The organism is Micromonospora sp. AB353 (assembly GCF_049538395.1).
GTDB lineage: Bacteria > Actinomycetota > Actinomycetes > Mycobacteriales > Micromonosporaceae > Micromonospora > Micromonospora aurantiaca.
This window is the reverse complement of sequence record NZ_JBMVFV010000087.1, coordinates 1-22246: the sequence shown is the minus strand read 5'-3', so window position 1 is coordinate 22246 and position 22246 is coordinate 1. Positions and strand designations below refer to the sequence as shown.

20 protein-coding genes, 3 tRNA genes and 1 pseudogene are annotated in these 22246 nt (G+C 74.3%); 18 read left to right on the top strand and 6 right to left on the bottom strand.

Annotated elements, in window-relative coordinates; all coding sequences use genetic code 11:
* From ACPCK6_RS25545 to ACPCK6_RS25525, 5 genes are all read left to right on the top strand, one after another.
* The coding region (locus ACPCK6_RS25545) for a S1C family serine protease (RefSeq protein ID WP_423482445.1) at window positions 1-606 on the top strand (606 nt) is incomplete at its 5' end.
* 153 nt (window positions 607-759) lie between these two features.
* The gene (locus ACPCK6_RS25540; RefSeq protein WP_318332852.1) at window positions 760-1056 is read left to right on the top strand and encodes a hypothetical protein; all 297 of its coding nucleotides are present in this window, start codon (window positions 760-762) and stop codon (window positions 1054-1056) included.
* A gap of 9 nt (window positions 1057-1065) precedes the next feature.
* Complete coding sequence (gene arfB, locus ACPCK6_RS25535; protein ID WP_135243707.1) at window positions 1066-1491, top strand: alternative ribosome rescue aminoacyl-tRNA hydrolase ArfB; 426 nt, start codon at window positions 1066-1068, stop codon at window positions 1489-1491.
* A 49-nt stretch (window positions 1492-1540) separates the two neighbouring features.
* A complete protein-coding gene (locus tag ACPCK6_RS25530; RefSeq protein WP_423482444.1) occupies window positions 1541-2113 on the top strand; it encodes a GNAT family N-acetyltransferase in 573 nt (190 codons plus the stop codon).
* An 87-nt stretch (window positions 2114-2200) separates the two neighbouring features.
* Window positions 2201-3340: a cellulose binding domain-containing protein gene (locus ACPCK6_RS25525; RefSeq protein WP_423482443.1), complete on the top strand. Its 1140-nt coding sequence runs from the start codon at window positions 2201-2203 to the stop codon at window positions 3338-3340.
* A 24-nt stretch (window positions 3341-3364) separates the two neighbouring features.
* On the opposite strand, the gene ACPCK6_RS25520 is transcribed toward ACPCK6_RS25525, so the two are convergent.
* Together ACPCK6_RS25520 and ACPCK6_RS25515 are read right to left on the bottom strand one after the other, a co-directional pair.
* Window positions 3365-4249: a 3-methyladenine DNA glycosylase gene (locus ACPCK6_RS25520; RefSeq protein WP_423482442.1), complete on the bottom strand. Its 885-nt coding sequence runs from the start codon at window positions 4247-4249 to the stop codon at window positions 3365-3367.
* A gap of 34 nt (window positions 4250-4283) precedes the next feature.
* Complete coding sequence (locus tag ACPCK6_RS25515; protein ID WP_423482441.1) at window positions 4284-5705, bottom strand: hypothetical protein; 1422 nt, start codon at window positions 5703-5705, stop codon at window positions 4284-4286.
* A 216-nt stretch (window positions 5706-5921) separates the two neighbouring features.
* On the opposite strand from ACPCK6_RS25515, the gene ACPCK6_RS25510 reads away from it, so the two are divergent.
* The 4 genes from ACPCK6_RS25510 (at window position 5922) to ACPCK6_RS25495 (ending at window position 7279) form a co-directional block, all read left to right on the top strand.
* Window positions 5922-6725: a fumarylacetoacetate hydrolase family protein gene (locus ACPCK6_RS25510; RefSeq protein ID WP_013284528.1), complete on the top strand. Its 804-nt coding sequence runs from the start codon at window positions 5922-5924 to the stop codon at window positions 6723-6725.
* 107 nt (window positions 6726-6832) lie between these two features.
* Window positions 6833-6904: transfer RNA gene (locus tag ACPCK6_RS25505), tRNA-Gln, on the top strand.
* Window positions 6905-6980: 76 nt separating this feature from the next.
* Window positions 6981-7053, top strand: a tRNA-Glu gene (locus ACPCK6_RS25500).
* Between the two features lie 153 nt (window positions 7054-7206).
* A tRNA-Glu gene (locus ACPCK6_RS25495) sits at window positions 7207-7279 on the top strand.
* Window positions 7280-7434: 155 nt separating this feature from the next.
* On the opposite strand, the gene ACPCK6_RS25490 is transcribed toward ACPCK6_RS25495, so the two are convergent.
* Window positions 7435-8121: an IclR family transcriptional regulator gene (locus ACPCK6_RS25490; protein ID WP_013284529.1), complete on the bottom strand. Its 687-nt coding sequence runs from the start codon at window positions 8119-8121 to the stop codon at window positions 7435-7437.
* A 49-nt stretch (window positions 8122-8170) separates the two neighbouring features.
* Between ACPCK6_RS25490 and leuC the strand changes: the two genes are divergently transcribed.
* The 4 genes from leuC (at window position 8171) to ACPCK6_RS25470 (ending at window position 13095) form a co-directional block, all read left to right on the top strand.
* On the top strand, window positions 8171-9613 hold the full coding sequence (leuC, locus tag ACPCK6_RS25485; protein ID WP_396880257.1) for a 3-isopropylmalate dehydratase large subunit: 1443 nt from the start codon (window positions 8171-8173) through the stop codon (window positions 9611-9613).
* Between the two features lie 14 nt (window positions 9614-9627).
* Window positions 9628-10215 carry a 3-isopropylmalate dehydratase small subunit gene (gene leuD, locus ACPCK6_RS25480; protein ID WP_194799674.1) on the top strand — a complete coding sequence of 196 codons (588 nt, stop codon included), beginning with the start codon at window positions 9628-9630 and terminating at the stop codon, window positions 10213-10215.
* A 159-nt stretch (window positions 10216-10374) separates the two neighbouring features.
* The gene (locus ACPCK6_RS25475; protein WP_091419419.1) at window positions 10375-10980 is read left to right on the top strand and encodes an HU family DNA-binding protein; all 606 of its coding nucleotides are present in this window, start codon (window positions 10375-10377) and stop codon (window positions 10978-10980) included.
* 135 nt (window positions 10981-11115) lie between these two features.
* Window positions 11116-13095 carry an endonuclease/exonuclease/phosphatase family protein gene (locus tag ACPCK6_RS25470; RefSeq protein ID WP_423482440.1) on the top strand — a complete coding sequence of 660 codons (1980 nt, stop codon included), beginning with the start codon at window positions 11116-11118 and terminating at the stop codon, window positions 13093-13095.
* Window positions 13096-13101: 6 nt separating this feature from the next.
* Here the strand turns inward: ACPCK6_RS25470 and ACPCK6_RS25465 are convergent, their stop codons facing one another.
* The 3 genes and pseudogenes from ACPCK6_RS25465 to cofC form a co-directional block, all read right to left on the bottom strand.
* Window positions 13102-14019 (bottom strand): NUDIX hydrolase, encoded by a 918-nt coding sequence (locus tag ACPCK6_RS25465; protein ID WP_396880259.1) that lies wholly within the window; start codon window positions 14017-14019, stop codon window positions 13102-13104.
* Window positions 14020-14026: 7 nt separating this feature from the next.
* Window positions 14027-16321 (bottom strand): RNA degradosome polyphosphate kinase, encoded by a 2295-nt coding sequence (locus ACPCK6_RS25460; protein ID WP_423482439.1) that lies wholly within the window; start codon window positions 16319-16321, stop codon window positions 14027-14029.
* A 276-nt stretch (window positions 16322-16597) separates the two neighbouring features.
* A pseudogene (cofC, locus tag ACPCK6_RS25455) lies at window positions 16598-17221 on the bottom strand (2-phospho-L-lactate guanylyltransferase); the annotation flags it as partial.
* 95 nt (window positions 17222-17316) lie between these two features.
* On the opposite strand from cofC, the gene ACPCK6_RS25450 reads away from it, so the two are divergent.
* The 5 genes from ACPCK6_RS25450 to ACPCK6_RS25430 all read left to right on the top strand — a co-directional run.
* The gene (locus tag ACPCK6_RS25450) at window positions 17317-18042 is read left to right on the top strand and encodes a lysophospholipid acyltransferase family protein (protein ID WP_396880261.1); all 726 of its coding nucleotides are present in this window, start codon (window positions 17317-17319) and stop codon (window positions 18040-18042) included.
* A complete protein-coding gene (locus ACPCK6_RS25445) occupies window positions 18039-19046 on the top strand; it encodes an NAD(P)H-dependent glycerol-3-phosphate dehydrogenase (protein WP_013284538.1) in 1008 nt (335 codons plus the stop codon). The genes ACPCK6_RS25450 and ACPCK6_RS25445 overlap by 4 nt, the downstream gene beginning before the upstream one ends.
* 11 nt (window positions 19047-19057) lie before the next feature.
* Window positions 19058-20176, top strand: coding sequence for a cystathionine gamma-lyase (locus ACPCK6_RS25440; RefSeq protein WP_423482438.1), 1119 nt, complete (start codon window positions 19058-19060; stop codon window positions 20174-20176).
* Between the two features lie 172 nt (window positions 20177-20348).
* Window positions 20349-21140 carry a putative protein N(5)-glutamine methyltransferase gene (locus ACPCK6_RS25435; RefSeq protein WP_423482437.1) on the top strand — a complete coding sequence of 264 codons (792 nt, stop codon included), beginning with the start codon at window positions 20349-20351 and terminating at the stop codon, window positions 21138-21140.
* A 108-nt stretch (window positions 21141-21248) separates the two neighbouring features.
* On the top strand, window positions 21249-22246 hold a 998-nt coding region (locus ACPCK6_RS25430), incomplete at its 3' end, for an ROK family protein (RefSeq protein ID WP_423482436.1).

Sequence of the window (22246 nt, the reverse complement as noted above, 5' to 3'; positions counted from 1 at the left end):
GAGCTGGTCACCGCCGCCGGCAAGACGGTGCCCGGGGTGGTGTCGGTGATGGTCGGGGGCCGCTCCGGCGCGTCCGCGTCCGGCTCCGGCTTCGCCATCGACAACGAACAGCACATCGTCACCAACGACCACATCCTGGCCCGGGGCGGGGCCGGCGCGGTGACTGTGGAGACCTCGGACGGGCGGCGGTTCCCGGCCGAGGTGGTGGGCCGGGAACCGGCGAGTGACCTGGCCGTGCTGAAGGTGCCCGCGTCGGCCGGGTTGCCGCCGTTGCCGCTGGCGAAGGCGAACTCGACGCGGGTGGGGGAGCCGGTGCTCGCGGTCGGGTCGCCGCTCGGGCTCGCCGGGACGGTCACCGCCGGCATCGTCAGCGCGCTCAACCGCCAGGTACGCATCGGCAACGGCCGGCACACCGCGGTGCAGACCGACGCGTCGATCAACCCGGGTAACTCGGGCGGGCCGCTGGTGAACGCGCGCGGTGAGGTGGTCGGCGTGAACACCGCGATCGCCACCATCGACGGCAACGGCTCCATCGGTATCGGCTTCGCCATCCCGATCGACCAGGTCCAGCAGACCGCCGACACCATCATCGGCCGGGGTGGCTGAGCCGCCGGCGCGGTCACCCGCGCGGGGTCGCCTCCGGCGCCCCGCGCGGCGCTGACCTGCACAAGCGTCGCACGTTCGGTGCGAACTGTCGGATATCCGGCGTGGGATCATTGGGGCATAGAAATATTACGCTGAGTATGGATACTGGCGGAGGTGGAGCAAGCTGTCATTGCGGCCCTCCTCGTGGTGGGCCTGATCATCGGCGCCGGTGTCGGCGCGTCCTACGCGCGTGCGAAACGCGGCTGGACGGATTACCAGACCATCCGGACCAGCGTCCCCGGGGCCCGGCGCAACGCCTGGCTCGCGATCCGGGGCGTCGTCGTCAAGCTCGCGGTGATCGCCCTGCTGCTCGTCGGCGCGGCCGCGTACGCGGCGTCCGGCGGCAGCGAGGAACGGGCCGGTCCGACGCCGAGTGCCACCCCCACCCCGAGTCACCGCGCCGGGCGCTAGCCTCGGGGAGTGGACGACGGACTGCGGGTCACCGATCGGCTCACGGTGCCCGCCGTCGAGCTGCGGGAACGGTTCTCCCGCTCGTCCGGCCCGGGTGGGCAGGGAGTCAACACCACCGACTCCCGGGTGGAGCTGAGCTTCGACCTGGCCGGCTCGCCGAGCGTGCCGGAGACGCTGCGGGAACGGGCGCTGGCCCGGCTCGCCGGCCGCCTGGTCGGCGGCGTGCTCACAGTGACAGCCAGCGAGCACCGCGCGCAGCTGGCCAACCGCGAGGCGGCCCGCGAGCGGATGGCCGCGCTGCTGCGCGAGGCCGTCGCCCCGCCGCCGAAGCCGCGCCGGCCGACCCGGCCCTCGCGTGGCGCGAAGGAACGCCGCCTGGCCGAGAAGAAGCGCCAGTCCCAGCGCAAACGCGACCGCCGGGTGGACGGCGACTGACCGAAAAACGGTTGAGCCGCCCGCTGCGCCGACCGGAGAATTCCGCCACGTGATCGACTTCTCCGTCAAGCCCACGCTCACCGGCGAGCGGGTGGTGCTGCGCCCGTTCCACGACGACGACCTGCCGGCGCTCGCCGAGATCCTGGCCGACCCGGAGGTGGTGCGGCTGACCGGCAGCCCGGCCGGCGAGACGTTCGAGCCGTCCCGTCTGCGGGCCTGGTACGGCACCCGCAACAGCCAGGACGACCGGCTCGACCTCGCGGTGGTGGACCGGGCCAGCGGCACCTGCGTCGGCGAGGTGGTCCTCAACGAGTGGGACCGGGCCAACGCGAACTGCAACTTCCGCACCCTGATCGGCCCCGGCGGCCGCGACCGCGGCCTCGGCACCGAGGCGGTCCGGCTCATCGTCGGGTACGGCTTCGAGCAGCTCGGCCTGCATCGCATCGGCCTGGAGGTGTTCGCGTTCAACCCGCGTGCCCGGCGCGCCTACGAGAAGGTGGGCTTCATCACCGAGGGGACGCTGCGGCAGGTGCTGCGCGACGGCGACGACTGGGTGGACGCCACAGTCATGTCGATCCTCGCTCCGGAGTGGAACCGGCACCGGGGGCACCCGGAGGGTTGAGTCGGAGGCGTCGAAGCGCTTCAATGCGTACGGGAGCTTCAGGGCCGTCACCGACCACCACGTCACAGTGACAGGAGTCCCTTCCGCATGTCCCGAAACCCCCTGCGCGCCGCGCTGACCGCGCTCGCCGCGCTGCTACCGGTCCTCGCCCTCGGCCTCGCCCTCACCGCCACCACGCCCCCGGCCGCCGCGGCGGCCACCCCGGTCCGCGTCATGCCGCTGGGCGACTCCATCACCGGCTCTCCCGGCTGCTGGCGGGCGCTGCTCTGGAACCGCCTCCAGTCCACCGGCCACACCGACGTCGACTTCGTCGGCACGCTCGGGCCGCAGGGCTGCGGCGTGCCGTACGACGGCGACAACGAGGGCCACGGCGGCTACCTCGCGACGAACGTGGCGAACCAGAACCTGCTGCCCGGCTGGCTCGCCGCCACCCGCCCGGACGTCGTGCTCATGCACTTCGGCACCAACGACGTGTGGAGCAACATCGCGCCCGCCACGATCCTGGCCGCGTACTCGAAGCTGGTGGACCAGATGCGGGCCGCCAACCCGGCCACCACAGTGCTGGTCGCGAAGATCATCCCGATGAACCCGGCGAGCTGCCCCGAGTGCGGCCAGCGGACCGTGGCGCTCAACGCGCTCATCGACGGCTGGGCGGCCGGGAAGACCACCACCGCCTCCCCGATCGTGGTGGTCGACCAGTGGACCGGGTTCAGCACCGCCACCGACACGTACGACGGCGTGCACCCGAACGCCGCAGGCGACCAGAAGATGTCCGACAGGTGGTACCCGGCGCTGGTCGCCGCGCTGGGGCGCACCACGCCCGGCCCGACCACGTCCCCGACCGGCGGGCCCACCTCGTCGCCCACCGTCAGCCCCTCACCGACGACCAGCCCGTCGCCCACGACCGGCCCGACGTCGGCGCCCGGCGGCTGCACCGCCACCTGGCGGATCGCCGGTCAGTGGCCGGGCGGCTTCCAGGGCGAGGTGACGGTCCGCAACGACGGCACCGCGCCGATCGCCGGCTGGACCGTACGCTTCCCGCTCCCCGCGGGTCAGCGGATCAGCCAGGCGTGGAGCGCCGACGTGACGCAGAGCGGAACCACAGTGACCGGCCGGAACGCGAGCTGGAACGGCGCCCTCGCCCCGGCTGCCCAGACCACGTTCGGGTTCCTCGCCGACGGTGCCGTCCCGAGCCCGGCACCGGCAGTGACCTGCGCCGCGAACTGATCCCCGCGCCGGCCGGCCCCGCGCTCAGCGGTGGTCGGCCGGCACGGCCCGGTCCAGCGCGGCCAGCAGCCGGGCCCGCAACCCGGCCGCCCGCTCGGCGAACCCGCGCTGGGCCGTGGCGTACTCGGCCCGGCCCTCCGGCGTCTCCACCCGCACCGGCGGGTAACCCAGGTCGGCCAGGTCGTACGGGCTGGCCCGCATGTCCAGCGCCCGGATCTCCCGGGCCAGCGCGAAGCAGTCCGCCACCAGCTCCGACGGCACCAGCGGCGACAGCTTGTACGCCCACTTGTAGAGATCCATGTTGGCGTGCAGGCAGCCCGGCTGCTCCAGCGCGTGCTGACCCTCCCGGGTCGGCTGGAGCACGTTCAGCGGCCGGGCCGGCGCGGTGAAGAACCGGAACGCGTCGAAGTGGCTGCACCGCACGCCACGCTCGGAGACCACAGCCGCCGTCTCCGCCGGGCTCAGCCGTAGCGGCCAGGCGTTGTGGCGTACCTGCTCCTGGGTCTGCCGGTAGACCATCGCCCACTCGTGCATGCCGAAACAGCCGAACTGCGCCGGGCGTCCGGCGGTCGCGGCGAGCAGCGTACGGATCCAGGCGATCGACTCGGCGCGCCGCGCGCGTACCCGATCGGTGTCGAGGGTGAGCCCGGTGGCGCCCGCCGTGTAGTCCGGGCCGAAACCGGCCGGGTCGGCGTCCCGCAGCACCACGCCCGCACCCGGGTGCCAGCGGCGCAACTGCGCCGGGCGGTGCGAGTAGTAGGTGAACAGGAAGTCCTCCACCGGGTGCTTCACCCCGGTGCGGCGGCGCTCCAGGTGCGGCGTCAGCCAGGCGTCCACGCGCGCCTCGTGGGCGTGCCGGCGCGCCTGCCAGTCGGCCAGGTCGAGCGCGGGGGCGAGGGCGGCGGTCACACACCCCAGGGTACGACCGCCGCCCGTGCCCGGATCACGCCACGTCCACCCGCACGCCCGCCGAGAAGACGCCGCTGCGCAGCTCCAGCCGCTTCGGCGGCTCGTCGCCGCGCATGGTGAACACCAGCGGCAGCAGCACCCGCCGCCCGGCGGCCACCGGCTGGGAGAAGACGTCCCGGCCCAGGTTCGCCACCCGGGTGGCGTCCTCGTCGGCGGCGACCCAGTTGCCGCTGGGCAGATACGCCCGCTGCAACTGTCCGTGCCAGGTCTGGTCCTCGTTGGTGAGATTGCGCACCCCGACCGTGGCCAGGCACGGCCGGCCACCACCCGGCGCCGGCGGCAGGACGTCGGCGCCGCAGCTCAGCCGGTAGACGGTGAACTCGAACGCGGTCTCGCGCAGCGGCTGGCCCAGCGCGCCGGTGACGCTGCTGCCCACCCACGCGCCGCTCGTCGGCTGCTTGGTGGTGTCCATCGCGGCCACCCGCTGCGTGGCCGACCAGGCCGCCGCGCCGACCACACCGGCCAGCACGGCCGCCGCCACGCCGACCACGAGCCACACCGGCGGCCGGCGACGACGGCTCGCGGGCGACGGCACCGCCGTACGCGGATAGACGGTTCCGCGCTCGGCCGTTCCTCGGTCCGGCACGCCCGGGCCGGGCACGCCGCTTCCCGGGGCGCCGGTGTGCATGGCGCCGCCTCCGGGCGTACCGGTGGGAGTCGCGGCGCGTCCCGCCGCCGTGCGCCGGCGGCGGCGCCACACCGCCCACCACAGCACGCCGGCGGTGACCACCAGCAGCGCGGTGAACGCGGCGAGCAGCACCGGCGGCCGCCGCCAGGCCGGGGCGGCGGTGACCTGCGCCGCCGGGGCCGTCGCGGCGCCCACCCAGGTCGCCGTGGCGCAGTCGAACGGGCGTGTGCCGTCCGAGCCGTAGACGCAGGTGGGGGCCGTCACCGAGCGGCCCGGCCCGGAGACCGACAGCGCGGTGTGCAGCGTGGTGGTGCTCTTCGCCGGCAGCCGCAGCCGCCAGGTCACCTCACCGGCGCTCATCCCGGCGGGACGGCTGGTCCGCCCGCCGCCGGTCACCGTGGTGGCCCGCGACCCGTTCGGCAGCTCCTGCCGGACCATCGTGTCGACGGGCGACGTGCCGGCGTTGCGGACCTCGATCCGGTAGCCCGGCGCCGGGGTGCCCGACGCGCCCACCGCCAGGCTGACCGGGGGCATCGACGGCCGGACCGGTGCCGGGCCGGTGGTCGGCACCGCCGGGGGCACCGCCGGCACGCCGGTGGGGATCGGGGTGGCCGCGGCACCGGGGATGACCGCCGGTGGCGGGGCCGGATGGGCGGGGGCGGCGGCCGCGCGGGGCGTCGCCGGGGACAGCGCCGGTACGGCGGCGATGACGCCGAGGCAGTTCACCAACACTGCCAGGGCCCTGTGGTGTCGTCTCGATGCAGGCATACCAACGAACCTCCGGACCCGAAGCTATGGGCCGGGGACCGCCGGGCGGGTACGAAGCCGCCATTCCCGCCCCGTCCGGCGCGATCGCGCGTACCCTGTGCGGCCCTTGCCGATCCGGTGCCGCCGGCGGCCGGTGAGGGGGTGGCGCGCGGCGGCCGGGGCGTGCCGCCTGCCGGTGTCCGCCGGACGGCACGCGGGCGGGGATAGATTGGCCGGGTGCGTATCGCTCGTTTCGCTCATGCCAAGGGAATGTCGTTCGGGGTCGTCGAGGGCGAGCCGGAGGCCGGGCCGCAGGGCCTGACCATCGCCGAGATCGAAGGCCACCCGTTCGGGCAGATCCAGTTCTCCGGTGCCCGCTGGGCGCTCTCCGACGTCCGGCTGCTGTCGCCGATCCTGCCCAGCAAGGTGGTGTGTGTCGGCCGTAACTACGCCGAACACGCCGCCGAGCACGGCAGTGAGGTGCCGAAGGAGCCGCTGCTGTTCCTCAAGCCGTCCACCTCGGTGATCGGCCCGCGCGACGCCATCCGGCTGCCGATCTTCTCCAAGCAGGTCGAGCACGAGGCGGAACTCGCCGTGGTGATCGGCGCCCCCGGTGCCCGCCGCGCCGACCGGGCCGCCGCCGAACGGGCCATCTTCGGCTACACCTGCGCCAACGACGTCACCGCGCGGGACCTCCAGCGCTCCGACGGGCAGTGGACCCGCGCCAAGGGCTTCGACTCGTTCTGCCCGATCGGGCCGTGGATCACCACCGGGCTCGACGTCAGCGACCTGGAGATCCGGTGTGAGGTGGGCCGCAACCCGGAGGAGATGGAGGTACGCCAGCTCGGCCGGACCAAGGACATGGTGTTCGACGTACCGGGCCTGGTGTCGTACATCTCCCACGTGATGACGCTGCTGCCCGGCGACGTGGTCCTGACCGGCACGCCGGCGGGGGTTAGCCCGCTCACCGAGGGGGATACGGTCACCGTGCGGATCCAGGGGATCGGGGAGCTGAGCAACCCGGTGGTCCCTGTCGCCTGATCCGCTCCGATGCCTCGTTTCCGCTGGTCAGGTGGGTTTCGAGGGGTTGGATTTGGCCTGTCGGCACCGGGAGGGTAAAGTTCATTCCCGGCGCCGCAAGGGGCCAATGGGGTATGGGGTAATTGGCAGCCCGACTGATTCTGGTTCAGTTAGTCTAGGTTCGAGTCCTGGTACCCCAGCGCAGCCGAGGGTTCGTGAGAACCCTCGGACGCTGGATTCCGGCAGCTCACGCTGGCGGAGTGCAATGAAGGTTCTGGCCCCGTCGTCTAGCGGCCCAGGACGCCGCCCTCTCAAGGCGGTAGCGCCGGTTCGAATCCGGTCGGGGCTACAGCACCGACAGCCCGTCCCGTTTCTCCGGGGCGGGCTTTCTGCTGTCCGGCCCACCCCGGAGGGGGTGACCCCCCCCTCCGGGGTGCCGCGCGCGATGCCGCTAGACTACTGCCACACCGCCCGGCAGGGTGGTGAAGCACCAAAAGTGCCTGGCCCCGTCGTCTAGCGGCCCAGGACGCCGCCCTCTCAAGGCGGTAGCGCCGGTTCGAATCCGGTCGGGGCTACACCCACGAACGGCCCGTCTCGCCAAGCGAGGCGGGCCGTTCGCATTCCCCGCCCCGCCCCGCCCCTCCCCGCCCCGTTGATCATGAAGTTAGCGGCAGCCGGGGAGATCAAAAATGCCGCCAACTTCATGATCAACGCGGCAAGGGGGGCGGGGTCAGAGGCCGGAGAGGCGCTGGCCGGCTCGGACCACGGCCATGGCGTGGCGTTCGCCGGGGCGACGGCCGAGGCGCTCGATCGGGCCGGAGATGCTGATCGCGGCGATCACCCGGCCGGTGCGGTCCCGGATCGGCGCCGAGACGCTCGCCACACCCGCCTCCCGCTCGGCGACGCTCTGCGCCCACCCGCGCCGCCGCACCTCGGCCAGCGTGCGACCGGTGAACTTGGAGCGGGGGAGCAGCGGCATGACCGCCTCCGGGGGCTCCCAGGCGAGCAGGATCTGCGCCGCCGAGCCGGCGGTCATCGGCAGCACCGAGCCGACCGGGACGGTGTCCCGCAGCCCGCTGGCGCGCTCGGCGGCGGCCACGCAGATCCGCTCGTCGGCCCGGCGCAGGTAGAGTTGGGCGCTTTCGCCGGTGGCGTCCCGTAGCGCGGCGAGCAGCGGCTCGGCGGCGGTCAGGAGCACGTCCGGCGCCGCGTTCGCCAGCTCGCCCAGGCGTGGACCCGGGCGCCAGCGCCCCTGGGTGTCCCGGACGAGCATCCGGTGGATCTCCAGCGCCTGTGCCAGCCGGTGCGCGGTGGCCCGGGGCAGCTTGGTGCGTTCAACGAGTTCGGCCAGGCTGGCGCCGTCGACACAGGCGGCCAGGATGACCACCGCCTTGTCGAGAACGCCGACACCGCTCATACTGTGTCCCACAAGCCGAAATTTACCTCCCAGAATTTAGGATGTCCAGATGGTGGGAGTCACTCAACCGAGGACCCTGGCCGAGAAGGTCTGGGACGCACACGTGGTCCGCTCCGCCGACGGCGAGCCGGACCTGCTCTTCATCGACCTGCACCTGCTGCACGAGGTGACCAGCCCGCAGGCGTTCGACGGGCTGCGTCTGGCCGGGCGCGGGGTCCGCCGTACCGATCTGACGATCGCGACCGAGGACCACAACACCCCGACCGGGTACGACGACCCGGCGTTCCGCCTCCGGCGCGGCGACCTGCTCACGATCGCGGACCCCACCTCCCGCACCCAGATCGAGACGCTGCGCCGCAACTGCGCCGAGTTCGGCGTCCGCCTGCACCCGCTGGGCGACGAGAACCAGGGCATCGTGCACGTCATCGGCCCGCAGCTCGGCCTCACCCAGCCCGGCATGACGATCGTGTGCGGCGACTCGCACACCGCCACCCACGGCGCCTTCGGCGCGCTGGCGTTCGGCATCGGCACCAGTGAGGTCGAACACGTGCTGGCCACGCAGACGCTGCCGCAGGCCCGCCCGAAGACCATGGCCGTGAACGTGGTCGGCGAGCTGGCACCCGGCGTCACCGCCAAGGACCTGGTGCTCGCGCTGATCGCGCAGGTCGGCACCGGCGGCGGGCGCGGGCACATCGTCGAGTACCGGGGCGAGGCGATCCGCGACCTCTCGATGGAGGGGCGGATGACGATCGCGAACATGTCCATCGAGTGGGGCGCCAAGGCCGGCATGATCGCGCCGGACGAGACCACGTTCGCGTACCTGAAGGGCCGGCCCAACGCGCCCCAGGGCGACGACTGGGACGCGGCGCTGGAGTACTGGCGGACGCTGCCCACCGACGAGGGCGCGACCTTCGACACCGAGGTCACGCTCGACGCGGGCCGGATCACGCCGTTCGTCACCTGGGGCACCAACCCGGGGCAGGGCGTGCCGCTGGGCGCCACCGTGCCGGCCCCGGAGGACTTCGTCACCGAGCCGGAGCGGGTCGCCGCCCGGCGCGCGCTGGAGTACATGGACCTCACCCCGGGCACCCCGATGCGCGACCTCGCCGTGGACGTGGTGTTCGTCGGCTCCTGCACCAACGGCCGCCTGGAGGACCTGCGGGCCGCCGCCGAGGTGCTGCGCGGGCGGCGGGTCGCCGACGGCGTACGCATGCTCGTGGTCCCCGGCTCCGCGGCGGTCCGCGAGGCGGCCGAGATCGAGGGGCTGGACAAGGTCTTCACCGACGCCGGCGCCGAGTGGCGCTTCGCCGGCTGCTCCATGTGCCTGGGCATGAACCCGGACACGCTGAAGCCGGGCGAGCGCTCCGCCTCGACCTCCAACCGCAACTTCGAGGGCCGCCAGGGCCGGGGCGGGCGTACCCACCTGGTGTCCCCGCCGGTCGCCGCCGCCACCGCCGTGGTCGGCCGGCTGGCCGCCCCCGCCGACCTGTGAGAAGGGCAGCCGAGATGGACAAGTTCACCACCCACACCGGTACGGCCGTGCCGCTGCGCCGATCCAACGTGGACACCGACCAGATCATCCCCGCCGTGTACCTCAAGCGGGTGACCCGGACCGGATTCGCCGACGGCCTGTTCAACGCGTGGCGGGAGGACCCGTCATTCGTCCTCAACGATCCCGTCCATTCAGGTGCGTCGATTCTGATCGCCGGCCCCGAGTTCGGCACCGGATCCTCCCGGGAGCACGCCGTCTGGGCGCTGCGGGACTGGGGCTTCCGGGCCGTCATCTCGCCTCGCTTCGGCGACATCTTCCGCGGCAACGCGCTCAAGGAAGGTCTCCTTCCGGTCGAGCTGGAATTGAAAGCCGTGGAAGAACTGTGGGATCTCGTGGAATCCGAGCCGACCACGCCGATCACCGTCGACCTCGCCGCACGCCAGGTCCACGCCGGTGACGCCACCTGGGCGTTCCCGCTGGACGACCACAGCCGTTGGCGGCTGATGGAGGGCTTGGACGACATTGGACTCACCCTCCGGCACGAGTCCGAGATCAGCGCGTACGAGGCGGCTCGGCCGGCGTTCCTGCCCTCGATCGCCTGACCTCAGGCGCTATTCGCCCCCACCGGTGCATCCGGTGGGGGCGAATCCGTTACGACACAAGGGCTTTTTTCCACCGAATGTTTGTGTCCAGGCAGCACAGGGCATACCGTGCGCGCAGAATGGCTCGCGTCGAGTCAGTTGCACAATCGGGAGGAAGTCGTGAACAAGGCCGAGCTCATCGAGGCGCTCGCCGTTCGCCTGGGGGACCGGAAGACGGCGACGGCCGCGCTCGACGCGGTTCTCGCTGAGGTCCAGGCGGCGGTCACCAAGGGCGAGAAGGTGGCGATCACCGGTTTCGGAGCGTTCGAGAAGCGCGTCCGGGGAGCCCGAACAGCGCGCAATCCGCGGACCGGCGAGGCGGTGAAGGTCAAGAAGACCTCCGTCCCGACGTTCCGGGCGGGCGCGGGCTTCAAGGAGATGGTGGCCAGCGGCAAGGTGCCCAAGGACACCGCCGCCGCGAAGAAGACCACCGGCGCCGCGAAGAAGACCACGGCGGCGAAGACCACCGGGGCCGCGAAGAAGACCACGGCGGCGAAGGCCACCAAGACCACCGCTACCAAGAAGGCCGCGCCGGCGAAGAAGGCCGCCGCGACCAAGACAACGGCGGCGAAGAAGACGACCGCGGCGAAGTCCACCGCGGCGAAGAAGACCACCACCGCCAAGAAGACGACCGCGGCGAAGTCCGCCACGGCCAAGAAGACCACGGCGGCCAAGAAGGCGCCCGCGAAGAAGGCACCGGCCAAGAAGGCCGCCACCCGGCGCTGACCGGACGGCCCACGAAAGGGCGCCCACCGTTCGCGGTGGGCGCCCTTCCGCATGGGTACGCCGTTGACCGCCCGCCGTCGCGCCCCGCAGAATCGCCGTGCCGAAAACCCCCGTCGGTCACGAGAAGAGGCGCCCGTGCGGCACCGTCACCTCTCCACCCTCACGCTCGCGCTCGGTGTCGCGGTCCTGCTGGACGTGCTCCGGATCTGGCTCCCGTCGGTCATCACCCTGTTCGGCCGGGCCGCCGAGACGCCCGCCGAGCTGCTCGGCGCGTTCGCGCTCGGCTGGTTCCTGCTGGCGCTCGCCGCGCCCACACTCGTACGCCGCATCGGCGCCGCCCCGGTCGGACTCGCCGCGGCGGGTGTGCTGGCGGTCGCCCGGCTGGCGCTGACCGCGCAACCCGGCGGCCCGGCGCAGCTCTGGCTGGCCTGCGCCGGACTGCTCGCCGGCCTGGTCTGGCTCGCCGCGATCGCCGCGTCGGTGCCGAGGCCGGTCGCCGGGCTGGCGCTCGGGCTGGCCGGGAACGCGGTCGGGCACGCCCTGCTCGGCACCGAGGATCTGGTGTGGCGCGGTGGTGTGCTCGCCTGGAGCCTGAGCGCCCTGCTGGTGCTGGCGTTCCTGGCCGCCTCGGTGGCGGTACGGCGGGAGCGGGCGACCGCTCCGGTACGCGGCGACGCGGCGCGGACGGCCGCCCCGGCGACGGACGTGGCGGACGGCGACGCCGGTCGGCGTGTGCCGGCCCCGGGCCGTAGAGCCTGGTTGCTGTGCGGGCCGGCGCTGCTGCTGGCCGGTCAGGTGGCGCTCGCTCCGGCGCTCTGGAGCGCCGCCGCCGGCACCGGATCGCCGGATTTCCCCGGTCTCGTCCGCCCCGGAAACGGTGCCCTGCCGGGTGCGCTCGCGGTGCTGCTGTTCCTCGCGGCGGCGTTGTTCCGGGCACCGGCGCGCGTGGCGCGGGTGCTGTGGCCGCTGGCGCTGCTCGCCGGGTCGGTGCTGTTCGTGACCGGGCTGCTCGTCCCGGCGTACCTGCTCACCGCCGCCGGCCTCGGCGGCTGCCTGGCCGGCACCGACACGGCCGCCGACGACGGCCGGGCCGCCGCCACGGACGGACGAGGCGCGGACGACGGGCGGGCGGCGGCGCGGCGCGGGCGGGCGGCGGCGCTCGGCATGCTGGTGTTCGCGGTGGCCACGGTGGCCTACTACGCCGCCTACGACCTGGGGTACCCCAACGGCTGGGCGCCGGTCGCCACGGCCGTCCTGGTGGCTCTGGTGGCGGCTACCGCGCCCATCCAGCCCGGCGCGGCCCCACCCGGCCCGATGCTGCCCACCACGGTCCGGGTCGCGGCCCTGGCCGGGCTCACCGCGCTGGCCGGGCTCGCCGCCGCGCTGCACGTACCGCCCGCGCCGGCCCGGGCCGCTGCCGCGCCCGCGGCGGTACGGGTGGCCGCGTACAACATCCGGATGGGGTTCGGCCTGGACGGGCGGCTGGACCTGGACGCGGTGGCGCGGGAGGTGCGCGGCGCGGACGTGGTGCTGCTCAGCGAGGTCGACCGGGGCTGGTGGCTCAACGGCGGCCACGACACGCTGGCGTTGCTGGCCCGGCGGCTGGAGATGCCGTACGTCTTCGGGCCCGCCGCCGACCCGGTCTGGGGCGACGCGGTGCTCAGCCGTTTCCCGATGCGGTCCGGGCAGACGCGGCGGCTGACCGCGCACGGCGCGCCGACCGGGGCGCAGGCCCTCGGCGTCACGCTCGACCTCGGCGGGCGGGAACTGGCAGTGGTCGCCACGCACCTGCAACCGCCGCCCGGCCGGGATCCGGTCGAGCAGGCGGGCGAGGTGGCCGAATTCGCCGGCCGGTACGCGAACGGCCGTCCACTGGTGCTCGGCGGTGACCTGAACACCGAGCCGGACGACCCGGCGTTCGCCGCGTTCACCCGCGCGGGCCTGGTGGACGCGCTGGCTGCGGCCCGGCCGCTGCGGACCAGCCCGGCCGACGATCCGCGCACCCAGATCGACCACGTCTTCACCTCGCCGGGGCTGACCGCCACCGAGGTACGCGCACCGCGCACCGAGGCCAGCGACCACCTCCCGGTGACGCTCACCGTCACGTTGCCCTGAACCGCCTCACAGCCGGTCGGGGAGGACCAGCCGGTCACCGGCGAACGGCAGCAGCCAGCCGCTGCCCTTGTCGGTGGTGAAGTCCTCGTCCACCCGGCCGGTGAGCCGTTCCAGCGCGCCCGGGATCACCTTGCCCTGGCTGCACACCGCCACCGTCCCGGCGGTCTGCGCCAGCGCGACGAGCCGGGCCGCGGCGGCGAGTGCGCACTCCTCGACCTGCTGGCCCGGCGCGGGCTCATCGAAGTCGCCGCAGACCTCGATCGGCAGGTCCAGCCGGGCCGCCGCCGGGTCGAGCGTCTGCACGCAGCGCCGGGCCGAGGCGGAGAACAGGCGGGCCGGGCGGACCAGCGCGACGAGCGGGACGAGCGCCCGCGCCTGCGTCCATCCCTTGTCGTCGAGCGGGCGGCCGTGGTCCGGGCCGGTCCAGGTGCCGCGCTTGCCGGCGTGCGCGTGCCGGACCAGCAGCACCGTCGCGGTGACCGGCGGCAGCGCCGCGAACGCGGCGATCACCTCGGCGTCGTGCGGATAGCTGACCCGGCGTACCGCGTCGTCGACCGGGAACCAGGCCACGTCGTCGACCTCGGTGCCGGGCTGGAAACCGCCGGTGCCGGCCGCCCGCATCGACCAGTAGTCGACCGCCTTGGCGAGACCCTCGCTGCGGTAGCGGACGGTGGGCAGGCGGACCTGCGGCACGGCCCGGACGTCTGATTCCTCGGCCACCTCGCGGACGGCTGCCACGAGCGGGTGCTCGCCGCGGTCCAGCTTGCCCTTCGGCAGCGACCAGTCGCCGTACCGGGGGCGGTGCACCAGGCAGACCTCGACGCCGGCCGGACCCGGGCGCCACACCACACCGCCGGCGGCCCGGATCCGTACCGGTTCGTCGTCGCTCACCCGCTCACCGTATGCCCGCCCGGCACGCGCCACGGCCCGGTCAGTCCGCCCGGCCGCCGACCCGGCGCAGCAACAGATCCTGGAGATGGGTCAGCGGCACCTCGCCGTCGCCGGTACGCCGGTGCCAGGTGCCGTCGGCGGCCAGCTCGAACGCGTCCACGTCGGGATCGAACGCGGCGGTGAGGACGTGGTCCAGCTCGGCCCGGGCCACCGGGTCGCTCACCTGCACCAGCGCCTCCACCCGCCGGTCCAGGTTGCGGTGCATCAGGTCGGCCGAGCCCATCCAGAACTCGGCGTCGCCGTTGTTGCCGAACCGGAAGATCCGGGAGTGTTCCAGGAACCGGCCGAGGATCGAGCGGACCCGGATGTTCTCCGACAGCCCCGGCACGCCCGGCCGCAGCGTGCACATGCCGCGGATCAGCAGGTCCACGTGCACGCCGGCCCGCGACGCCCGGTAGAGCGCGTCGGTGATCTCCTCGTCCACCAGGGAGTTCACCTTGAACTGCACGAGCCCCGGCATGCCCAGCCGGACGTGTTCGATCTCCCTGTCGATGCGTTCGATCAGGCCGCTGCGGATGCCCTGCGGCGCCACCAGCAGCCGCCGGAACGCGGTCTGCCGGCTGTAGCCGGTGAGCACGTTGAACAGGTCGGTCAGGTCGGCGCCGATCTCCGGGTCGGCGGTGAGCATGCCGAAGTCCTCGTAGAGCCGGGCCGTCTTCGGGTGGTAGTTGCCGGTGCCGATGTGGCAGTAGCGGCGGATCTGGTTGCCCTCCTGGCGTACCACCAGCGCGGTCTTGCAGTGCGTCTTGAGCCCCACCAGGCCGTACACCACGTGGCAGCCGGCCCGTTCCAGCGTGCGGGCCCAGCCGATGTTCGCCACCTCGTCGAAGCGCGCCTTCAGCTCCACCAGCACCACCACCTGCTTGCCGGCGGCGGCCGCGTCGACGAGCGCGTCCACGATCGGGGAGTCGCCGCTGGTGCGGTAGAGCGTCTGCTTGATGGCGAGCACGTTCGGGTCGGCCGCCGCCTGCTCCACGAAGCGCTGCACGCTCGTCGCGAACGAGTGGTACGGGTGGTGCACCAGCACGTCCCCGTCCCGCAGCGTGGCGAAGACGCTGCGCGGCACCTCACCCTCGGCCAGCCGCGGATGGGTGGCCGGCACGAACGACGGATCCTTCAGGTCGGGCCGGTCCGCCTCGCCGTACACCTGCCACAGCGCGGACAGGTCGAGCAGGCCACGGACCCGCAGTACGTCGTGACCGTCCATGTCCAGCTCACGGACCAGCAGCTCCAGCATGTGGTCGGAGATGGACGCGGCGACCTCCAGGCGTACCGGCGGGCCGAACCGGCGCCGGGCCAGCTCCCGTTCCAGCGCCTGGAGCAGGTCCTCGTCGCGGTCCTCGTCCACCTCCACCTCGGCGTTGCGGGTCACCCGGAACAGGTGGCACTCGACCACCTGCATGCCGGAGAACAGCTGGCCGAGGTGCACCGAGATGAGGTCCTCGACCGGCAGGAACCGCACGCCCGGCTGGTCGCGGTGCACCCGGACGAACCGGGGCACGTTGTTCGGCACCTTGACCCGGGCGAACAGCTCCGAGCCGCCGTCCGGGTCACGTACCGACACGGCCAGGTTCAGCGATCGGCCGGAGATGTACGGGAACGGGTGCGCCGGGTCGACCGCCAGCGGGGTGAGCACCGGGAAGATGTGCTCCCGGAACCAGGTGCGCAGCCGCTCCCGCTCGGCGTCGTCCAGGTCGCTCCAGCGCAGTATGCGGATGTCCTCGGCGGCGAGCTTCGGCAGCACGTCGTCGACCAGGCAGGCGGCGTGCCGGGCGACCAGGCCGGCCGCCTTCTCGGTGATCAGGTCGAGCTGGGTGCGCAGCGGCAGCCGGTCGCCGCCGCGTACCGGCAGGCCGGCGGAGAGCCGCCGCTTCAACCCGGCGACCCGGACCATGTAGAACTCGTCCAGGTTGCTGGCGAAGATGGCCAGGAACTTCGCGCGTTCCAGCAGCGGGGTGCGCGGATCCTCGGCGAGCGCCAGCACCCGGGCGTTGAAGTCGAGCCAGGACAACTCCCGGTTGAGGAACCGGTCCTCCGGCAGCGGCGGTACGGCGTCCACGGCGGTCCCGCCGGCCGGGCCCGGGCCCTCCACCGGGTCGAGCGGCTCGTCCAGGCCGGTCGCGCCGGCCGCGTCCGGGTCGGCGCCGAGGCGCTCCTCCGGGGGCCGGGTCTGGCGGAACCGCCCGTCCGGGCCGCGGGTGGGGCGGCCGTTGCGGGGCGTGCCGGGGTCGAGGATCGGCGGCGGACCGTCGGGGTGCTCGCGAGGGGTGCTCACCACCTCATGATTCCCCGATAAGGGTGAACGGAAAATGAACTCGGGCCAGGTTGTTCACGCCATCGTCGGCAAGGTCACCCGGACCACCTCGCCGTCGGCGTCCCGCTCGATCCGGACACGCTGCCCCAATCGGAGCAGCCGCAGCCCGGAGGCGTCGAACGCGCGGGCCGGGAACGCCAGCTCGGTGCCGTCGTCGAGCAGCAGCACACCGCTGCGGGTCGACGCGTCGTAGGTGGCCACCGTCCCCTGCATGCCAGCACCGTACCGGACCGCCCCGGCGACCCGGGCCAGCAGCGCGGCGGTGCGCGGCCCCACGCCCAGCCCGGCGGCGTCGGCCAGGTCCGCCGGGGTGTCCACGTCGCGGCGCAGGCTGGGCCACTCCCCGGCGAGCGGCAGCGCCCCGCTCGCCGCGTGCGCCGCGGCCGAGCCGGGCCCGAACCGCGGCGACAGCGCCGCGCCGGCCGGCGCGGCGAGCAGCACCGTGCCTCCGCCCGGGGCATCAGCCACGAACCCGCGTACCCCCTGGGTGGCCCGCAGCGCGGCGGCCAGGTCGGCCGGTCGCAGCGCGGGCAGGTCGGCGGTCAGGCCGGCCACCGCGGCGCGCGGCCCGGCGACCGCCGCGCCGTGCCGGAACGCCGCGTTGAGGCCGCCGCCGGGGTCGGCGGCGACGCGGGCGCCCACCGCGCCGGCCGCCGCGGCCACCACCGGGTCGTCGGTGACCACGAGCACCAGGGCGACCGCCGGGCACGCCCGCGCCGCGCGCAGCGTGTCGGCCGCCAGGGCCAGTGCCAGCTCCTCATGGGGTACGCCGGGCAGCGCGCCCCGCAGACGGCTCTTCGCCGCCGGAAGGCGCTTCACCGGCATCACCACGGTCCAGCGGGCCTCAGACACGCCGACCATCCTGCCAGCGAGGCCGCCGGTACCCGCACTGGCCGCAGCGGGGGCGAACAGGCATGATTCTGTGCCGGGGCGCGTGGGCGGATCGAGGAGGCACTGTGGCACGGCGGAGGCTGGGGTTCTGGCGACGACTCGCCGTGGTGCTGGTGAAGCCGCTGATGACGGTCTGGACCCGGCGCACCTGGCGGGGCATGGAGCACCTGCGCCGCGACGGCGGCGTGATCCTCGTGCCGAACCACATCTCGCACGCCGACCCGCTCGTGGTCGCGCACTACGTCTACGACGCCGGGCGCTGGCCGCGCTTCCTCGGCAAGGCCAGCGTGTTCCGGGTGCCGGTGGTCGGCTGGATCCTGCACCGCTGCCAGCAGATCCCGGTCGAGCGGGGCACCGTCGAGGCGGTCAAGTCGCTGGACAAGCTGGTCGCCGCGCTGGCCGAGGGAGGCGCCGTGGTGATCTACCCGGAGGGCACCACCACCCGGGAGCCGGACCTGTGGCCGATGAAGGGCAAGACCGGCGCGGCCCGGCTGGCGCTGGCCACCGGCGCCCCGGTGGTCCCGATCGCGATGGTCGGCCCGGAACGGATGTTCGACCCGCGGACGGCCCGGTTCGGGCTGCGCCCGCGCACCCCGGTGACGGTGATCGCCGGGCCGCCGGTGGACCTGAGCCGCTGGGCCGGCGCCACGCCGACCCGGCCGATCCTGGAGGAGATGACGGACACCATCATGCTGCGCATCCGGGATCTGGTCGCGGAGATCCGCGGCGGCACACCACCGCCGCTCTGGCAGCGGCCCGCCCGCACCGGCACCCGGGAGGTCACCGAATGAGCGGGCACGTCGCCGTGCTGGGCGCCGGTTCCTGGGGGACCGCGTTCGCCAAGATCCTCGCCGACGCCGGGCGGGACGTGACGGTGCTGGCCCGCCGGGCCGCCGTGGCCGAGGCGATCCGGACCGGGCGGCACAACCCGGAGTACCTGCCGGGGATCCGCCTGCCCGAGCGGGTGACAGCCACCGGCGACGCCGCCGAGGCGATCGAGGGGGCCGAGGTGGTGGTGCTCTCGGTGCCCTCCCAGACGCTGCGCGGCAACCTCGCCGACTGGACGCCGTACCTGGCGCCGGACGCCACGCTCGTGTCGCTGATGAAGGGCATCGAGCTGGGTACCACCAAGCGGATGAGCCAGGTGATCACCGAGACCGCCGGGGTGCCCGCCGACCGGGTGGTGGTCGTCTCCGGGCCCAACCTGGCCCCGGAGATCGCCGCCGAGCAGCCGGCCGCCACTGTGGTCGCGGGCACCGACAGCCGCCGCACCGCGCTGGTGCAGGCGTCCATCCGCACGCCGTACTTCCGCCCGTACACGAACGACGACGTGATCGGCTGCGAGCTGGGCGGCGCGGTGAAGAACGTGATCGCGCTGGCGTACGGCATCGCCACCGCGATGGGCTTCGGCGACAACACCCGGGCCATGCTGATGACCCGTGGCCTGGCCGAGACCGCCCGGCTGGGCGTGGCGCTCGGCGCCGACCCGATCACGTTCGCCGGGCTGGCCGGCATGGGTGACCTGGTCGCCTCCTGCTCGTCGCCGATGGCCCGCAACCGCACGTTCGGCGAGCACCTGGGCCGGGGCGAGACGCTGGAGCAGGCCCAGGCGGCCACCCGGCAGACCGCCGAGGGCGTCAAGAGCTGCCTGGCCATCCGCGACCTGGCCCGGGCGCACGGCGTCGAGATGCCGATCACCGAGCAGATCGAGCGGATCTGCCACGAGGGGATGGATCCGCGCCTGGCGGTGGACGCGCTGATGAGCCGCACCGCCAAGCCCGAGTCGTACGAGTGAGCGGAGCGGGGATGAGCAGCGAGCACTGGGGTGACGGCACACGCAGCGTGCACGCCGGCCTGCCGGACGCGGTACCCGGCCAGCCGTTGCTGCCCGGCCCGGTCTTCGCCGCGCCGTACCACCTGGACCCGGAGCGCGGCCCGTCGGCCGCGGTGGACGGGTACGGGCGGCCCGACAACCCCACCCGGCGGCTGCTGGAGACCGCGATCGGCGAGCTGGAGGGCGGCGACTGCCGGGTCTTCGCCAGCGGCCAGGCCGCCATCACCGGGCTGCTGCTGACAGTGCTGCGCCCCGGCGACACGGTGCTGCTGCCCGCCGACGGCTACTACTCGGTGCGCGCGTTCGCCTCGGGCACGCTGGAACAGCTCGGCGTACGCGTGGTGCTCGTGCCGACGGCCGGACCGTACCCGTCGTGCGACGGCGTGCGGCTGGTGCTGCTGGAGACGCCGGCGAACCCCGGCCTGGACGTCGCCGACGTCGCGGCGGTGGCCACCGCCGCGCACGCCGCCGGCGCGCTGGTGGCGGTGGACAACACCACCGCCACGCCGCTCGGGCAGCGCCCGCTGGACCTCGGCGCGGACGTGGTGGTCGCCTCCGGCACGAAGGCGCTGACCGGCCACTCGGACCTGCTGCTCGGCTACCTGGCGACCCGGGACGCCGGGCTGCGGGACGCGGCGACCACCTGGCGCAACGCCACCGGCGGGGTACCGGGCGCGTTCGACTGCTGGCTGGCCCACCGCTCGCTGGCCACGCTGGACCTGCGGCTGGCCCGGCAGACCGCGAACGCGCGGGCGCTGGCCGACCTGCTCGCGGCCCGCCCGGACGTCACCGGGGTGCGCTGGCCCGGACGGCCGGACGACCCGGCGTACCCGGTCGCGTCGGCCCAGATGCGGCGCGTACCGGGCGTGCTCTCGTTCGACCTGGGCGACGAGCACCGGGTGGCCCGGTTCCTCCGCGCCTCCCGGCTGGTGGCCGCCGCCACCTCGTTCGGCGGGCTGCACAGCACCGCCGACCGGCGGGCCCAGTGGGGCGACGACACGACGCCGGGCTTCGTGCGGTTCTCCTGCGGCGTCGAGGACACCGACGACCTGCTCGCCGACGTCGCGGCGGCGCTGGACACGGCGGGCTGACGGCGTACCGGCCGCTGGGCTATCGTGACGGGCAGCCACGGCCCGTGCGGCCCCGACCCGAGGAGGTGAGTCCGATCCACGAGCAGAGGACCGGCGCTCCCTCCGAGTCCGCGTCGCTTCGGGGCTGAGGCGACGCCGGGGGCGCCGACGAGCGCTTCCCGAAAGGCTTGCCATGGCATCCACCGTGTTCACCCCCGATCGTCCGGCCCTCGTCCGGCGGCTGCGCGCCGCCGGTTGCGTCTTCGCCGAGGACGAGGCGGACCTGCTGATCGCCGCCGCCGACTCGGCGCAGTCACTGACCCGGCTGGCCGACCGTCGCGTCGCCGGCCTGCCGCTGGAGCACCTGCTCGGCTGGGCCGAGTTCTGCGGCCGGCGCATCGCCGTCCACCCGGGGGTCTTCGTGCCGCGCGGCCGGACCGCCCTGCTCGTCGACGCCGCGACGGCGCTGGCCGGGCCGGCCCCCGCGGTGCTCGACCTGTGCTGCGGCTCCGGCGCCGCCGCCGTGGTGCTGCACGAGCGGCTGACGCCGCGCTGGCTGGCCGCCGCCGACATCGACCCGGTGGCGCTGGCCTGCGCCCGGCGCAACCTCGAACCACTGGGCGTCCCGGTCTACCAGGGCGACCTGTTCGACGCGCTGCCGGCCGGCCGGCGCGGGACGCTGGACCTGGTGGTGGCGAACGCGCCGTACGTGCCGACCGCCGCAGTGGCCTCGCTGCCGGCCGAGGCGCGCCTGTACGAGGCGCCGGTGGCGCTGGACGGCGGCACGGACGGCCTGGCCGTGCTGCGCCGGGTCGCCTGCGGCGCGGCCGAGTGGCTCGCCCCGGGCGGGCATGTCGTGGTCGAGGTGAGCGTCGCGCAGGCCCCGGAGTTGTGCGCCGTGTTCACCGCCGCCGGGCTGGAGCCGGCGGTGGTCCGCGACGAGGAACGCGAGGCGACAGCGGTGACCGCCCGCCGTCCCGGCTGACCGCGGCGGGGAGTCCCGGCTGATCGCGGCGGGGGAGTCCCGCCGGGGCGTGGCGGGTGGCCCGGACGGGAACTAGCCTCGGGTCAGGCGCGGCGGGAGGCGGTGGCGGTGGGCAGCGCAGGTGTGCCGGTGGTGGTGGGACTCGACAACGGGGGCACGAGTGACAACGCCACTGTGCTGACCGTCGACGGCCGGTTCCTGGTGGACGGGTTGCTGGAGATCCCGAGCGACGTCGGCGCCGGCCCGGAGGCGGCGGTGGAGGCGCTGGTGCGGGCGTTCGACGGGGTCCTGGCCCACACCGGCGTGCCGCGTGACCTGGTCCGCGCGGTCGGGCTGGACACGCCCGGCCCGGCCAGCGCCACCGGCGTGATCTCGTCCCGCGGCTCGACGAACTTCTCCCAGCCCGCCTGGCGGGGCTTCGACGTGCGCACCGCGCTGGAACGGCGGCTGGGCCTGCCCGTGGTGTACGCCAACGACGGCAACGCCGCCGCGCTCTACGCCCACCACGTCTACTTCGGCGCCGAGGCGATGGCCCGGTCGTCGGTGTCCGCGATCGTCGGCACCGGGCTCGGCGGGGGCGTGGTGGAGTCCGGCCGGGTGGTCGGCGGCGCGGCCGGTATGGCCGGCGAGTTCGGGCACGTGCACATCCCGCTGGACGGCCTGATCGAGCCGGACCAGGCGGCGCCGGTCTGCGCCTGCGGTTTCACCGGGGACGCGGAGAGCGTCGCCTCGCTCACCGCGATCCGGCGCAACCTGCTGCCGTACTGGCTGGCCCGGCATCCGGAGCATCCGCTCGCGGCGGAGGAGCCGGACCGGGCGGCGAAGCTGCTGCGCGGCTACGGCGAACGCGGCGATGCACTGGCCCGCCTGGTCTTCGCTCAGCAGGCCAAGGCGCTGGGCCGGCTGTTCACCATCGCGGCCAACTTCACCGATCCGCACGCGTACTTCGTCGGCGGGGGCGTGGTGGAGGCGGCGCCGGAGTTCCGGGACTGGTTCCTCGCCGCGGTCGCCGAGCACACGGTGCTCCGGGAGGAGCAGCGGGCGGTGGCCACCTTCGCGCTGGTGCCGGACCGGGACATGGCCGGCGCGCGGGGGGTGGCCATCGC

Bases quoted from the DNA above. Each gene is read 5' to 3' on its own strand.
- ACPCK6_RS25525 (WP_423482443.1), top strand. From the start codon at position 2,201: ATGTCCCGAAACCCCCTGCGCGCCGCGCTGACCGCGCTCGCCGCGCTG.
- ACPCK6_RS25515 (WP_423482441.1), bottom strand. From the start codon at position 5,705: ATGCCTGCATCGAGACGACACCACAGGGCCCTGGCAGTGTTGGTGAAC.
- ACPCK6_RS25490 (WP_013284529.1), bottom strand. From the start codon at position 8,121: ATGAGCGGTGTCGGCGTTCTCGACAAGGCGGTGGTCATCCTGGCCGCC.
- leuC (WP_396880257.1), top strand. From the start codon at position 8,171: ATGGTGGGAGTCACTCAACCGAGGACCCTGGCCGAGAAGGTCTGGGAC.
- leuD (WP_194799674.1), top strand. From the start codon at position 9,628: ATGGACAAGTTCACCACCCACACCGGTACGGCCGTGCCGCTGCGCCGA.
- ACPCK6_RS25445 (WP_013284538.1), top strand. From the start codon at position 18,039: ATGAGCGGGCACGTCGCCGTGCTGGGCGCCGGTTCCTGGGGGACCGCG.
- ACPCK6_RS25440 (WP_423482438.1), top strand. From the start codon at position 19,058: ATGAGCAGCGAGCACTGGGGTGACGGCACACGCAGCGTGCACGCCGGC.
- ACPCK6_RS25435 (WP_423482437.1), top strand. From the start codon at position 20,349: ATGGCATCCACCGTGTTCACCCCCGATCGTCCGGCCCTCGTCCGGCGG.